Origin of the sequence: Saccharopolyspora sp. ASAGF58 (genome assembly GCF_012277335.1) — a bacterium.
In the GTDB taxonomy this organism is placed as follows: domain Bacteria; phylum Actinomycetota; class Actinomycetes; order Mycobacteriales; family Pseudonocardiaceae; genus Saccharopolyspora; species Saccharopolyspora hattusasensis.
The window spans coordinates 5,635,019-5,651,525 of record NZ_CP040605.1 but is presented as its reverse complement, the minus strand read 5'-3'; the positions used below and the strand labels follow the sequence as shown (position 1 = coordinate 5,651,525).

Genomic DNA, 16,507 nt, shown 5'->3' with positions numbered 1-16,507 from the left:
AACAACCTCAGGCGAGCTGACAACCTCGGCCAACCACCGCTCGCCCTTCCGCATCCCCGCCAGCTTCGAATCAATCCAGGCCCGGTCCTCCGGGGTCCAGCTCCCCTGCCGCGCCATCGCCTTCGCTTTCACAACACCGGCACGCACATCCAGAAGGACATCCGCCGGCACCATCGACAAATGTTCCTCCGCACGCCCGACCAACCCCTCCAACTCAACAACCCCAGGCGACCTGACAACCGCACCCAACCACCGCTCGAGCTCCCGCATCCCCGCCAACTTCGAATCAATCCGGGCCCGATCCGCCGGGGTCCAGCTCCCCTTCTTCGCCATCGCCCACGCTTCCTCAACGTGGCCATGCAAATCCGGACGGAAACCCGCCGGCAACACCGACAAATGCCCCTCCACACGCCCAACCAACCCCACCAACTCAACAACCCCAGCCGGCGCCTCCCGATCCGCACCCCCGTTTCCCCTGGCCGTTGCGCCGCTGCCCGTATCGTCGTTCTCAATCGCGGCCAACTCCGCCTCCAGGGCCGCGATACTCCCCTGCACCTTCGCCCACTCTGCCCCGTGAACGTCAACCGACTCCACCAACTTCGCCCGCTGAGCCTTGAGCGTCGCCAGCGACGTATTCGCCTTCTTGCGGGCCCTATTCTTCTTGTCGTTTTCCGCATTCTTTGCCTTCCGCTCCGCCTCCAGTTTCGCAATCGCGGGCAACTTCGCTTGCACCTCCGCGATACGCCCCGGCAACCCCGCCAACTCCGCCAACTCCTCCCCCGAGTCTCGTTACGCGCCATCAACGTCTCCAACTGCGCCTGCCGAGCCATGAGCTCCCTCAGCGACTTACTCTCCTGCGCCCACTCATCCTTATAGCGGTCCTCGAACTTACGCATTCGTGCGACCCCCTGGTTGCGCATCCGCTCATGTTCGTGCAGCAACTCCAGCGCCGCCGCTTCCTCCCGCTGCAACGCCTCCCACTGACGCCGGGGCTCCTTATAGAACTCCGGCAACGTATCCGGATCCAACTGCAGAACCTCCGTAAACCCCGGCAATTCCTCCAACTTAGCTCGGCCAGCCCGAGCCGCCGCCAGCGACGCCCGCGCATCCGCCAGACCCCTATTCTTGCGGTCCCTATACCTCCTCATATTTTCCGCATTCTTTTCCTTCCGGTCCTTCTCCTCGTTCGCAATCGTGGCCAACTCATTCCGCACCTCCTCGATACTCGCATCCAACTCCTCCAACTCCGCCCTCTGATTCGTATCCAGCACCGTCAACTCCGCCAACTCCGCCAACGGCGCCCTCTGAACCATAAGCTGTTCCAGCAACTCCTTCCGAGCATCGACCAGCTCATCCTGTTCCCTCTTCGTACGTTTGTACCTCCTCTTCTGCGATGCCAAATTCCTTGCCTTCTGGTCCGCCTCCTTTTGCTCCACCGCGGCCACATTCGCCTGCACCTCGGCGATACGCCCCGGCAACGCATTCCACTCCTCCGCCTGCTCCTCGTCCAGCCCCGGCAACGCCTTTAATTCCGCCTGCCGAGTCGTGAGCTTCTCCAGCAACGCCCGCCCATCCGCGACCAGGGCAGCCTCCTCCGCTTTCTTGCGAGCCCTCCTCTTCCTATCTCTTGCATTCCTTTCCTCGTTTCCCGCAGTCCTGCTGGTCCCGCTTGGTCCTGGGCTGCCCGCCCACTTGAATACCGGGGCCGGGGGTGCTCCTTCCGGATGACGCGGCACAGCCGAGTCGTTGACCGCCGTCCGCAACTCCGAACCACGCGCCTCCACCTGCCTGCCGCGATCACGGTGGAAGTCGTTGACCGCCGCCCGCAACTCCGAACCAAGCGCACCCACCTCCCTGCCACCTTCACGGAGGGACCAATAGCCGGTTCCCTTGTTATTGTCAAACACCGGAAATATACGACCATCCTGCGTCACACCCGTTTCCGTCGCGTGAATCAAACCATCATCGGTATGCCACACGTCGGCCTCGGTCGCCAACATCAACTTCACACCAGACGCGTCCTCGAACCGTTTCGCAAACGAGTCCCCTCCTCCCGGCGGCTGCCGCAACGCACCACAACCCAAAAACGCCACCGGCACACCCGGCACAAAACGCTCGTCACTGAGCACCCGCGCCGCGAAATCCTCAGGTGTTTCCAACACGTCATCCGCCGACTGCGCCTGCCCATCCGGCGTCACATGCACACCCACCACCTGCACACCCCGCAAACCGCTGGCCAACTTCACCACGTCGGGATGAACTCCGAACACAACCGGCTCCAGACGCAACCACCGCTCGAGCTTCCGCATCCGCCCCAGGTTCGAGGCAATCAAGCTCAGCTCCTCGGGGGTCCAGTTCCCCTTCTTCGCCATCGCCTTCGCTTGCACGACCCCGGCACGCACATCCGGACGGAAATCCGCCGGCAACACCGACAAATGCCCCTCCAACCGCTCAACCAACCCCACGAACTCAACAACCCCAGGCGAGCTGACAACCTCGGCCAACCACCGCTCGCCCTTCCGCATCCCCGCCAGCTTCGAATCAATCCAGGCCCGGTCCTTTGGGGTCCAGCTCCCCTGCCGCGCCATCGCCTTCGCTTTCACAACACCGGCACGCACATCCAGAAGGACATCCGCCGGCACCATCGACAAATGTTCCTCCGCACGCCCGACCAACCCCTCCAACTCAACAACCCCAGGCGAGCTGACAACCGCACCCAACCACCGCTCGATCTTCCACATCCGCTCCAGTTGCGAATCAATCCGGGCCGGATCCGCCCGGGTCCAGCTTCCCTTCTTCGCCATCGCCCACGCTTCCTCAACCTGCACATGCAAATCCGGACGGAAACCCGCCGGCAACACCGACAAATGCCCCTCCACACGCCCAACCAACCCCACCAACTCAACAACCCCAGCCGGCGCCTCCCGATCCGCACCCCCGTTTCCCCTGGCCGTTGCGCCGCTGCCCGTATCGTCGTTCTCAATCGCGGCCAACTCCGCCTCCAGGGCCGCGATACTCCCCTGCACCTCCTCCCACTCCGGCCCCTGAACCGAATCCGACTCCACCAACTTCGCCCGCTGAGCCTTGAGCGTCGCCAGCAACGTATTCGCCTTCCTGCGGGCCTGACTCTTCTTCTCCTTTTCCGCATTTTTTGCCTTCCGCTCTGCCTCCAGTTTCGCAATCGCGGGCAACTTCGCTTGCACCTCCGCGATACGCCCCGGCAACCCCGCCAACTCCGCCAACTCCTCCCCCCAAGTTTCATCACGCGCCATCAACGTCTCCAACTGCGCCTGCCGAGCCATGAGCTCCCTCAGCGACTTACTCTCCTGCGCCCACTCATCCTTATAGCGGTCCTCGGACTTACGCATTCGTGCGGCCCCCCGGTTGCGCTTGCGCATCCGCTCATGGTCGTGCAGCACCTCCAGCGCCGCCGCTTCCTCCCGCTGCCACGCCTCCCACCGACGCCGGTCCTCCCTATCGAACTCCGGCAACGTAGCCGGATCCGCCTGCAGAACCTCCGTAAACCCCGGCAACTCCTTCAATTTAGCTCGGCCAGCCTCAGCCGCCGCCAGCGACGCCAGCGCATCCGCCTGCCCCCTCTTTTTGCGGGCCCTTTGCTTCCTCACTCTTTCCGCATTCTTTTCCTTCCGGTCCTGCTCCTCGTTCGCAATCGTGGCCAACTCATTCCGCACCTCCTCGATACTCGCATCCAACTTCTCCAACTCCGCCCTCTGATCCGTATCCAGCACCGTCAACTCCGCCAACACCGCCAACGGCGCCCTCTTAACCATAAGCTGTTCCAGCAACACCTTCCGAGCATCGACCAGCTCATCCTGTTCCCTCTTCGTACGTTTGTACCTCCTCTTCTCCGATGCCGCATTCCTTGCCTTCCGGTCCGCCTCCTTTTGCTCCACCGCGGCCACATTCGCCTGCACCTCGGCGATACGCCCCGGCAACGCATCCCACTCCTTCACCTGCTCCTCGTCCAGCCCCGGCAACGCCTTCTTCAATTCCGCCTGCCGAGTCGTGAGCTTCTCCAGCAACGCCCGCCCATCCGCGACCAGGGCAGCCTGCTTCTCCTTGTAGCGAGCCCACCTCGTCCCCTTTCTATTATTCCTTTCCTCGTTTTCCGCAGTCCTGCTGGTCCCGCTTGGTCCTGGGGTGCCCGCCCACTTGAATACCGGGGCTGGGGGTGCTCCTTCCGAATCACTCGGCACGGCCGAGTCGTTGACCGCCGTCCGCAACTCCGAACCACGCACCTCCACCTGCCTGCCGCGATCACGGTGGAAGTCGTTGACCGCCGCCCGCAACTCCGAACCAAGCGCACCCACCTCCCTGCCACCTTCACGGAGGGACCAATAGCCGGTTCCCTTGTTATTGTCAAACACCGGAAATATACGACCATCCTGCGTCACAACCGTTTCCGTAGCGTGAATCAAACCATCAGCGGTCTGCCACACGTCGGCCTCGGTCGCCAACATCAACTCCACACCAGACGCGTCCTCGAACCGTTTCGCAAACGAGTCCTTTCCTCCCGGCGGCTGCCGCAACGCACCACAAGCCAAAAACGCCACCGGCACACCCGGCACAAAACGCTCGTCCCTCAGCACCCGCTCCGCGAAGTCCTCAGGTGTTTCCAACACGTCATCCGCCGACTGCGCCTGCCCATCCGGCGTCACATGCACACCCACCACCTGCACACCCCGCAAACCGCTGGCCAACTTCACCACGTCGGGATGAACTCCGAACACAACCGGCTCCAGACGCAACCACCGCTCGAGCTTCCGCATCCGCCCCAGGTTCGAGGCAATCAAGCTCAGCTCCTCGGGGGTCCAGTTCCCCTTCTGCGCCATCGCCTTCGCTTGCGCGACCCCGGCACGCACATCCGGACGGAAACCCGCCGACAACACCGACAAATGCCCTTCCAACCGCTCAACCAACCCCACGAACTCAACAACCCCAGGCGAGCTGACAACCTCGGCCAACCACTGCTCGCCCTTCCGCATCCCCGCCAGCTTCGAATCAATCCAGGCCCGGTCCTTCGGGGTCCAGCTTCCCTGCCGCGCCATCGCCTTCGCTTTCACAACACCGGCACGCACATCCAGAAGGACATCCGCCGGCACCATCGACAAATGCCCCTCCAACCGCCCGACCAACCCCTCCAACTCAACAACCCCAGGCGACCTGACAACCTCACTCAACCACCGCTCGAGATCCCGCATCCGCCCCAGCTTCGAATCAATCCGGGCCGGATCCGCCCGGGTCCAGCTTCCCTTCTTCGCCATCGCCCACGCTTGCTCAACCTGCTCATGCACATCCGGACGGAAATTCTTCGGCAACACCGACAAATGCCCCTCCACACGCCCAACCAACCCCACCAACTCAACAACCCCGGCTGGCGGCTCCCGATCCGCACCCCCGTTTCCCCTGGCTGTTGCGCCGCTGCCCATATCGTCGTTCTCAATCGCGGCCAACTCCGCCTCCAGGGCCGCGATACTCCCCTGCACCTTCTCCAACTCTGTCACCTGACCCGCACCCGACTCCACCAACTCCTCCCGCCGAGTCCTGAACGTCGCCAGCAACGTATTCGCCTTCTTGCGGGCCCTTCTCTTCTCCTCCTTTTCCGCATTCTTTGCCTTCCGCTCCGCCTCCAGTTTCGCAATCGCGGGCAACTTCGCTTGCACCTCCGCGATACGCCCCGGCAACCCCTCCAACTCCGCCAACTCCTCCCCCCGAGTCTCAGTCTCATCACGCGCCGTCAACACCTCCAACTTCGCCTGCCGAGCCATGAGCTCCCTCAGCGACTTACTCTCCTGCGCCCACTCATCCTTATAGCGGTCCTTGAACTTACGCATTTGTGCGTTCACCTGGTTGTGCATCCGCTCATGTTCGTGCAGCACCTCCAACGCCGCCGCTTCCTCCCGCTGCAACGCCTCCCACTGACGCCGGGGCTCCTTATAGAACTCCGGCAACATATCCGGATCCAACTGCAGAACCTCCTTAAACCCCGGCAACTCCTCCAACTTAGCTCGGCCAGCCCGAGCCGCCGCCAGCGACGCCAGCGCATCCGCCTGCCCCCTCTTCTTGCGGTCCCTTTGCTTCTTCATACTTTCCGCATGCCTTGCCTTCCGATCCTGCTCCTCGTTCGCAATCGTGGCCAACTCATTCCGCACCTCCTCGATACTCGCATCCAACTCCTCCAACTCCGCCCTCTGATCCGTATCCAGCACCGTCAACTCCGCCAACACCGCCAACGGCGCCCTCTGAACCATAAGCTCTTCCAGCAACACCGTCCCACCCTCGACCAGCTCATTCGTTCCCCTCTTCGTGCGTTCGTACCTCCTCTTCTCCGCTGCCGCATTCTTTGCCTTCCGGTCCGCCTCCTTTTGCTCCACCGCGGCCACATTCGCCTGCACCTCGGCGATACGCCCCGGCAACGCATTCCACTCCTCCGCCTGCTCCGCGTCCAGCTCCGGCAACGCCTTTAATTCCGCCTGCCGAGTCGTGAGCTTCTCCAGCAACGCCCGCCCATCCGCGACCAGGGCAGCCTGCTTCTCCTTGTCGCGAGCCCACCTCGTCCTCTTTCTTTCATTCCTTTCCTCGTTTCCCGCAGTCCTGCTGGTCCCGCTTGGTCCTGGGGTGCCCGCCCACTTGAATACCGGGGCCGAGTGTGCTCCTTCCGGATGACGCGGCACGGCCGAGTCGTTGACCGCCGTCCGCAACTCCGAACCACGCGCCTCCACCTGCCTGCCGCGATCACGGTGGAAGTCGTTGACCGCCGTCCGCAACTCCGAACCAAGCGCACCTACCTCCGTGCCGCGATTACGCAGGGACCACTGGCCGGTTCCCTTGTTATTGTCAAACACCGGAAATATACGACCATCCTGCGTCACAACCGTTTCCGTAGCGTGAATCAAACCATCAGCGGTCTGCCACACGTCGGCCTCGGTGGCCCACATCCACTCCACACCAGACGCGTCCTCGAACAGTTTCGCAAACGAGTCCCCTCCTCCCGGCGGCTGCCGCAACGCACCACAAGCCAAAAACGCCACCGGCACACCCGGCACAAAACGCTCGTCCCTCAGCACCCGCGCTGCGAAGGCCTCAGGCGTTTCAAACACGCCATCCGCCGACTCCGCCCACCCATCCGGCGTCACATGCACACCCACCACCTGCACACCCCGCAAACCGCTGGCCAACTCCACCGCCCGCGCAACCAACCCGAGATCATCATTTCGCCCCCGAACACAACCGGCTCCAGACGCAACCACCGCTCGAACTTCCGCATCCGCCCCAGGTTCGAGGCAATCAAGCTCAGCTCCTCCGGGGTCCAGTTCCCCTTCTGCGCCATCGCCTTCGCTTGCACGACCCCGGCACGCACATCCGGACGGAAATCCGCCGGCAACACCGACAAATGCCCCTCCAACCGCTCAACCAGCCCCACGAACTCAACAACCTCAGGCGAGCTGACAACCTCGGCCAACCACCGCTCGCCCTTCCGCATCCCCGCCAGCTTCGAATCAATCCAGGCCCGGTCCTCCGGGGTCCAGCTCCCCTGCCGCGCCATCGCCTTCGCTTTCACAACACCGGCACGCACATCCAGAAGGACATCCGCCGGCACCATCGACAAATGCCCCTCCACACGCCCGACCAACCCCACCAACTCAACAACCCCAGGCGACCTGACAACCGCACCCAACCACCGCTCGAGCTCCCGCATCCCCGCCAGCTGCGAATCAATCCGGGCCCGATCCGCCGGGGTCCAGCTCCCCTTCTTCGCCATCGCCCACGCTTCCTCAACGTGGCCATGCAAATCCGGACGGAAACCCGCCGGCAACACCGACAAATGCCCCTCCACACGCCCAACCAACCCCACCAACTCAACAACCCCAGCCGGCGCCTCCCGATCCGCACCCCCGTTTCCCCTGGCCGTTGCGCCGCTGCCCGTATCGTCGTTCTCAATCGCGGCCAACTCCGCCTCCAGGGCCGCGATACTCCCCTGCACCTCCTCCCACTCCGGCCCCTGAACCGAATCCGACTCCACCAACTTCGCCCGCTGAGCCTTGAGCGTCGCCAGCAACGTATTCGCCTTCTTGCGGGCCCTATTCTTCTTGTCGTTTTCCGCATTATTTGCCTTCCGCTCTGCCTCCAGTTTCGCAATCGCGGGCAACTTCGCTTGCACCTCCGCGATACGCCCCGGCAACCCCGCCAACTCCGCCAACTCCTCCCCCCGAGTCTCGTTACGCGCCATCAACGTCTCCAACTGCGCCTGCCGAGCCATGAGCTCCCTCAGCGACTTACTCTCCTGCGCCCACTCATCCTTATAGCGGTCCTCGGACTTACGCATTCGTGCGACCCCCTGGTTGCGCATCCGCTCATGTTCGTGCAGCAACTCCAGCGCCGCCGCTTCCTCCCGCTGCAACGCCTCCCACTGACGCCGGGGCTCCTTATAGAACTCCGGCAACGTAGCCGGATCCGCCTGCAGAACCTCCGTAAACCCCGGCAACTCCTTCAATTTAGCTCGGCCAGCCCGAGCCGCCGCCAGCGACGCCAGCGCATCCGCCTGCCCCCTCTTTTTGCGGGCCCTTTGCTTCCTCATTCTTTCCGCATGCTGTGCCTTCCGGGCCTGCTCCTCGTTCGCAATCGTGGCCAACTCATTCCGCACCTCCTCGATACTCGCATCCAACTCCTCCAACTCCGCCCTCTGATTCGTATCCAGCACCGTCAACTCCGCCAACACCGCCAACGGCGCCCTCTGAACCATAAGCTGTTCCAGCAACACCTTCCGAGCATCGACCAGCCCATTCTTTTCCCTCTTCGTGCGTTCGTACCTCCTCCTCTCCGATGCCGCATCCCTTGCCCTCCGGTCCGCCCCCTTTTGCTCCACCGCGGCCACATTCGCCTGCACCTCGGCGATACGCCCCAGCAACGCATTCCACTCCTCCGTCTGCTCCTCGTCCAGCCCCGGCAACGCCTTTAATTCCGCCTGCCGAGTCGTGAGCTTCTCCAGCAACGCCCGCCCATCCGCGACCAGGGCAGCCTCCTCCGCTTTCTTGCGATGCCGCCACTCCGTCGTACTTGCTTTCTTTTCCTCGTTTTCCGCAGTCCTGCTGGTCCGGCTTGGTCCTGGGGTGCCCGCCCACTTGAATACCGGGGCCGAGTGTGCTCCTTCCGGATGACGCGGCACGGCCGAGTCGTTGACCGCCGTCCGCAACTCCGAACCACGCGCCTCCACCTGCCTGCCGCGATCACGGTGGAAGTCGTTGACCGCCGTCCGCAACTCCGAACCAAGCGCACCTACCTCCCTGCCGCGATTACGGAGGGACCAATAGCCGGTTCCCTTGTTATTGTCAAACACCGGAAATATACGACCATCCTGCGTCACAGCCGTTTCCGTAGCGTGAATCAAACCATCATCGGTATGCCACACGTCGGCCTCGGTCGCCAGCATCAACTTCACACCAGACGCGTCCTCGAACCGTTTCGCAAACGAGTCCTCTCCTCCCGGCGGCTGCCGCAACGCACCACAACCCAAAAACGCCACCGGCACACCCGGCACAAAACGCTCGTCACTGAGCACCCGCGCCGCGAAGTCCTCAGGTGTTTCCAACACGTCATCCGCCGACTGCGCCTGCCCATCCGGCGTCACATGCACACCCACCACCTGCACACCCCGCAAACCGCTGGCCAACTTCACCACGCCGGGATCAACTCCGAACACAACCGGCTCCAGACGCAACCACCGCTCGAGCTTCCGCATCCGCCCCAGTTCCGAATCAATCAAGCTCAGATCCTCCCGGGTCCAGTTCCCCTTCCGCGCCATCACCCTCGCTTGCACGACACCGGCACGCACATCCGGACGGAAATCCGCCGGCAACACCGACAAATGCCCTTCCAACCGCTCAACCAACCCCACGAACTCAACAACCCCAGGCGAGCTGACAACCTCGGCCAACCACCGCTCGCCCTTCCGCATCCCCGCCAGCTTCGAATCAATCCAGGCCCGGTCCTTTGGGGTCCAGCTCCCCTGCCGCGCCATCGCCTTCGCTTTCACAACACCGGCACGCACATCCAGAAGGACATCCGCCGGCACCATCGACAAATGCCCCTCCACACGCCCGACCAACCCCTCCAACTCAACAACCCCAGGCGACCTAACAACCTCACCCAACCACCGCTCGAGATCCCGCATCCGCTCCAGTTGCGAATCAATCCGGGCCGGATCCCCCCGGATCCAGCTCCCCTTCTTCGCCATCGCCCACGCTTCCTCAACCTGGTCATGCAAATCCCGACGGAAACCCGCCGGCAACACCGACAAATGCCCCTCCACACGCCCAACCAACCCCACCAACTCAACAACCCCAGCCGGCATCTCCCGATCCGCACCCCCGTTTCCCCTGGCTGTTGCGCCGCTGCCCATATCGTCGTTCGCAATCGCGGCCAACTCCGCCTCCAGGGCCGCGATACTCCCCTGCACCTCCTCCCACTCCGGCCCCTGAACCGCATCCGACTCCACCAACTCCTCCCGCCGAGTCCTGAACGTCGCCAGCAACGTATTCGCCTTCCTGCGGGCCTTATTCTTCTTCTCCTTTTCCGCATGATTTGCCTTCCGCTCCGCCTCCAGTTTCGCAATCCCGGGCAACTTCGCTTGCACCTCCGCGATACGCCCCGGCAACCCCTCCAACTCCGCCAACTCCTCCCCCCGAGTCTCAGTCTCATCACGCGCCGTCAACACCTCCAACTTCGCCTGCCGAGCCATGAGCTCCCTCAGCGACTTACTCTCCTGCGCCCACTCATCCTTATAGCGGTCCTCTAACTTACGCTTTCGTACGGCAACCTGGTCGCGCATCAGCTCATGGTCGTGCAGCACCTCCAACGCCGCCGCTTCCTCCCGCTGCAACGCCTCCCACCGACGCCGGTCCTCCCTATCGAACCCCGGCAACTCCTCCAACTCAGCTCGGCCAGCCCGAGCCGCCGCCAGAGACGCCCGCGCATCCGCAACCACCCGCCTCTTCCTTTCCTCGGAGCTTTTCTGATCAGCTGCATGCTTTGCCTTCTTGGCCGTCCGGTCGTCCGCGATCTTCTTCAGCTCCGCCTGCGCATCCCGTACCTCCCGCTGCAGATCCCCCCGCTGCCTCGGATTAGCCGCATCCGACTCCTGCGACGCCGCCCACGAATCCTGACCAGAGTTAGCCCGCTTCAAAAACGCCTCCAACTCCGCAACCCGCGCAGCCTCCACCGCTTTCTCGCGATGCCACCGCTCCCTCCCTCTTGCTTTCCTTTCCTCGTTTCCCGCAGTCCTGGTCCGGCTTGGTCCTGGGGTGCCCGCCCACCTGAACACCGGGGCCGGGGGTGCCCCTTCCGGATCAGTCGGCACAGCCGAGTCGTTGACCGCCGTCCGCAACTCCGAACCACGCGCCTCCAACTCGCCATCGCGAGAACGGAGGTACCACTGGCCGGTTCCCTCTCCATTGTCAAACACCGGCAACATACGACCATCCTGCGTCGGTTCCCGGTTCGCGTTCTCTTGGCGCAGCAACCGAACAGCATCGGCAACTTCCGTTGCCCGGCTGCGGATCGCGGTGGGGTCCAAAAACCCCCTTAGATTCAACCACTCCGCGATCTTGGGTTCATATTCGTCCCGCCGGTCAGTGTTTGTCTCCGCTTCCGCCAAAACCTGCCGCAGAGACCCCACCGCATCTTGCAAATCGCGGATCACAAAAACGGTGCCGCCCCAGGGCCCAGATCTGTAAAATCGCTTCCCCAAAGTGTCGTGGCTGTATTTCCCGCGACGCAGGTCCTCAAGTGCCGCATTTCGCAGCACCTCGTTGACAGCATCGTCTTGCAACCCACTCAGCGCCTTGCCAATCGTCAGGCGGCGGTTATACATCAGCTTGCCTCTAGATCTTATGTCTTCAGGCAACGGCCCCATCCCGGCGGAAAGCAAGTTGTCGGCCGTATCCGGGTCCGCACCGCCGGTCAAGTCACCAGCCAGGTAACGGGCCAGTTCCCACCGCAACTGCCGCAACTGCGGATCATCCTGCGGGTTCGTCATAAACCGCTGCAGCTGCTGATCATCCCGCAGGTTATTCCGCCTCATCAGCAACTCGTGTGCCATCACATCCCGGAAGGGCTCCGACTCCTTAAGAGGCCCCAAGACCTGGTCCGCCTGATCATACAAAAGGTCCACAGCATCTTGATCTTCGGTGCGGGCCCACTGCCGCAACTCCTGACCAACATCCTCGAATTTATGCTGTATCGAGCTAATCCGGGAAATAACGTCCAGCGCTGGATCATCAGCGAACCCGCGCACCATCGGGGCAGCAGCCTCCGCCGGATTCGCAGCACGATCTTCCTGCCAACGCGCCTCTTCCGCTTTCGCCGTCTCGAACTCGTCGAGAGTCAAACCACTGACCGCCACGCCAAGGTCAGGGTCACCGGCCAGGTAACCGGCCATAATCCCCCGCACCGCCTGAGCACCACGACGGTCACCCGGATGCTCACCCAACCACTGCGCCAGCACAGTCCGGAACCGCAACGACACCCTTAGCGACCCCAAGACCATGTCCGCATCAGCCAACAACCGGTCCACAGCATCACGACCCACGATCCCGGCCCACTTATCCAACCGCGTCGCGTCCCGCTCGTACCACTCATCCCAGTTCCGCACCGTCGTCAACTTATGTAGTTTTCGCTCGAACTTCCGGGTTTCCTCGCTATCCCCCGGATAACGCAGCATGTGGTGCGCCATCACATCCCGGAGACCGTCATGGCCCCCAAAAGATTCCATGTGCGGCTTCACTGCATCGATCAGTTGGTCTACTGGTAGCTCCTGCTGGCGCATGCTGTCCAGCCCAGCGTTCGCGTTAGTGATCAACTCACTCAGCTCGGCCGCCGCAGAAGGCTCCTCGGACCGCCCCGCTATCTGATCAGACCGACCAGCAGGCGAAGGCCCTCCCGCGCCCAACCGCGCAGCCCGCGACTTACGCTGTTGTCTCTCCCTCCATTTATTAGTGCGTTCCGCGCCCCGGGCACGCACTTGCTGATCCTTCGTCTTAAGCCCGTCGAGCACCGCCTGCCACCGCGCGATACGCCCCTGCAGCTCCTCCCCCCGCGTCCGCGAACCTGCATCCGCCTCGTCCCGCCCTAGCGACGCCTCCAACGAAGCCTGTTCATCCCTAAGCGGCTTCAGCAAATCCTCCAACTCCGCAATCTTCGTACGCCGTTTCGCAGTTGCAGTCTCGGCCCGACGCCGGTGTCCCTCCACATTGCGCGGTACTGCAGCCGACGAAGATCCCGACGGACCGCCGTCCGCGGTGTGACCCTCCGGCCCGGCTCCGGCGTGGATGACCGGTTTGCTGCGCCGCGTACCCAGCCAGTCCGCCAGTGCCCGGGAAAACTTCACCACCTGGTCCCGGTGATCCTTGCCGAGGTCGTGGTACTTGGCCGCGACCAGCGCCACCACATCCTCCAGCGGCACGACAGCATCCCCGCGAGCCAAAACCTGGACGTCATGCGCGAGCCACACAATCTGCGCCGCCGCGTCCTTTTCGTCGCTGGACAAGCCCAGCTCCCTCGCCCGGGCGATCGCGCGGACCAGTTCCTCCTGCGTCCACTGCCCGACCGGTATCCCACTGGTATCCCGTACCATGCCCGCCCCGGCACCGGGCGTGGTCGACGCGGGCTGTACCTCCCCAGCCACCGACCTCGCCTGGGCAGACCCCGTCCCGGCAGCCGGTGCCTCACCCCGGGTCTTGCCACCGGAGGCGGCCGGGACCGTTGCCGAGGCGTCCGCCAGACCGGCCACGCCCCCACTCCGCCCGCCGGCCAGCACCGCAGCACCAGGCCCGGCCAGCGACTTGGGACGAGAACGATCCGCGGGGAACACCATGAACTGCGGCTCGCGCCCGGCCTGTCCCGGCATCATCGCGACAACGTTGCGGCCCAAATCCCGCGCCAGTGCCAACCCCTGGCCCCGCGTCACCACCACACCCGCGTTCGGATCGCTGGGGGACACCAGCAGCACAGGCCCGCCCGGGGAATCCGCGCCATGGCTCCGCACGAACTCCGCCAACCCCAACCTGTCACCAGCAACCACATTCGCGGGCACCGGCACTCGCACCGTGTCCGCCGGCAAGCCCGCCGGCAGCACCGCCGCCGGATCCCGATGCAGAGACGGCGCCGCCGGCGACCCCTCCCCCGGCAGTGTCGCCGAGTCCGGCGACACCACCGCCCCGTCCTGGCGATGCGCATCTCCACGCCCCGCAACCGAGTCCGCACCGGGGTCCCCATCGCGGCCGGTCACCCCACTCGGCGACTCCGGATGCCCCCCGGACACACCACTGCCGGAGTCCGCAGCAGACCCGGACCCGACAGTCTCCGATGCCGGATGCCCCGCAGGCACACGACCGTCGGGGCCCACGACAGACCCAGGCTTGCCGGTCTCCGGGCGCGCGGCATCCGCGGGTACATCGGAAGCATGTGGGGTCACCGTCGGGGAGTCTGGTGTCTTCGAGGCAGACACCTCCAGCGGCCGCTTCCCGGGCACGGCCTGATCGCCACCGGGACCCGGACTGTACGGCGGCGGTGGTGTGCCCGGCCGGTCCGGACCAACACCCGGTACCCCACCGAAATGTGCGGGTAGCGGTGTGCCCGGCCGGTCCGGGTCAACACCCGGTACCCCACTGGAATATGCGGGTGGTGGTGTGCCCGGCCGGTGCTGCCCGGAACCGGGCACCACGGGAACATCACCGGCCGCGTCCCTGCCCGGCACACTGCCATCGGCGCCCCGCTTACCGTCCGTGCCGTCCGTGCCGTCCTTACCGTCTGTGCCGCCCACAACAACGGCAGACACCACAGCGGAACCGGGCACCACCAGGCCGTCACCAGAAGGCACCGACACCGCAGCCGAATCCACCGACCCCGTATCCGAGAACACTGAGTCCACATCAGACACACTCGAGGAATCCGAGCCGGCCCCGGAATCCGAGCCAGCCCAGCGATCCGATCGCGAGCCATCCGAGGAATCGGAGGCATCGGATGGGATGAACACGCTGTCTTTGTCTGGGGAGCCAGGGATGTCCCCTGTCTGCGACCCGGACCCTGCCCCCGGCAGCGGGGTCTTCTCCCCACCGGACCCGCCACCATCGTCGCTGCCGCCCCCGCCCCCGCCGGTGCCCTCGAGGTATGGGCTCGGGCCTTCCGGGTGCAGCTTGCCCCGCAACGCCAAACCCGCCAGGTTGCCCACACCGCTGAACACCGTCTCGAAGAAACCCGCCGTCAAACTAAACGGGTTCCAGGTCACCTTCTGGCCCGTGGCCGCCGCATACAACGCTTCCCCGAAGAACTCCGACAACGAGCCCGCCAACGCCTCCCCCACGCTATGCCCGAACCGCGCCAGCCACATCGCCCCCACCGACATCCCCGCATAGTTATCCAGGCTCTTGCCCACCGCGTCCGCGAACTTCGCCATCGCCGACACCGGATACAACTCCGCGTGCTCGGCCACCGCTTTCTTCGCCGCCGCCTCCAGGATCGCCGCGTCCACGTCATCGCCCAGGCCCTTCACCAGGACCTTCGTCAACGTGTTGCTGACCAGACCGCCCACCGCCGACATCGGCAGCGCCACCAACGCTGAGAACGCCCCCATCCCCGCCGCCTGCTCGGTCAGCGTCCTATCCCACTTCTCAGCCGATTCCTCACCCCGCATCGTTAGCTGGGCCTGCACGTCCGGCAGCACGTTGAACACCACACCACCCGCCGCCATCATCGCCAACCGCATGAACAACTGCCTCCACCAGCTCGTCAACAAAAACCGCATCACCGCCATCCGCGCCGCCAGCCACGCCAGCGTCGCGCCAGCGGTCGCCCCCGCAAACTGCATCGCCCACGACATCTCCACCGCCAGCAATTCCAAACCATAAATCGTCACCAGCTTCAGATACCGCACCTGCTGCGACGTCTTCCGCACGAACGCCGCTAAATCCAGTAACCCCGCCTGGCCCGAGGACAACAACCCATCAAAAATCCCCAACCCGTCCGCGAACCGGTCCGCCGCTTTCCCCGAAAACTCCGTCCGCACCTTCCCCACCAACTCCGCCACCAACGCCCGCACCTCACCCAGCCCCGCCGCACCCGACTCCAACACGTCCGCCACCGCGAACAACGCACCCTCATCCGCATCCGTCATATCCTCACCGGTCAACACCTGAAAAAGCCGCCTCACCCCCTCCGGCACCATGATCGACGAAAACATCACACCCACCCCACCCCAACGCCACCAACACCGGCGTTCCTGATGACACCCAAGGCAGCAACGATGTATGCGGGAACCAGCCCCGTGACCTGCCGGCGCGGTGACGCGTCAAAGCCCGGTAGCCGGGCGGCCTCAGCCGCCCGGCACCCGAACCACAACACGTCTCTCACCACGAACACACGACTCCTTCAAGCAACGTGCACCACGCCACTCGAATCCATGATGATATCACCCTCAACGGATACGCTCGCG

The 16,507-nt window shown here is 64.1% G+C and carries 2 protein-coding genes; both read right to left on the bottom strand.

Going from position 1 to position 16,507, the window contains the following annotated elements; all coding sequences use genetic code 11:
* Nucleotides 1-128: 128 nt before the first annotated feature.
* Nucleotides 129-7,121: a hypothetical protein gene (locus FDZ84_RS26460; protein ID WP_168588079.1), complete on the bottom strand. Its 6,993-nt coding sequence runs from the start codon at nt 7,119-7,121 to the stop codon at nt 129-131.
* A gap of 32 nt (nt 7,122-7,153) precedes the next feature.
* Entirely contained in the window at nt 7,154-16,255 is a 9,102-nt protein-coding gene (locus FDZ84_RS26455) for a hypothetical protein (RefSeq protein WP_168588078.1), read from the bottom strand.
* Nucleotides 16,256-16,507 lie beyond the last annotated feature (252 nt).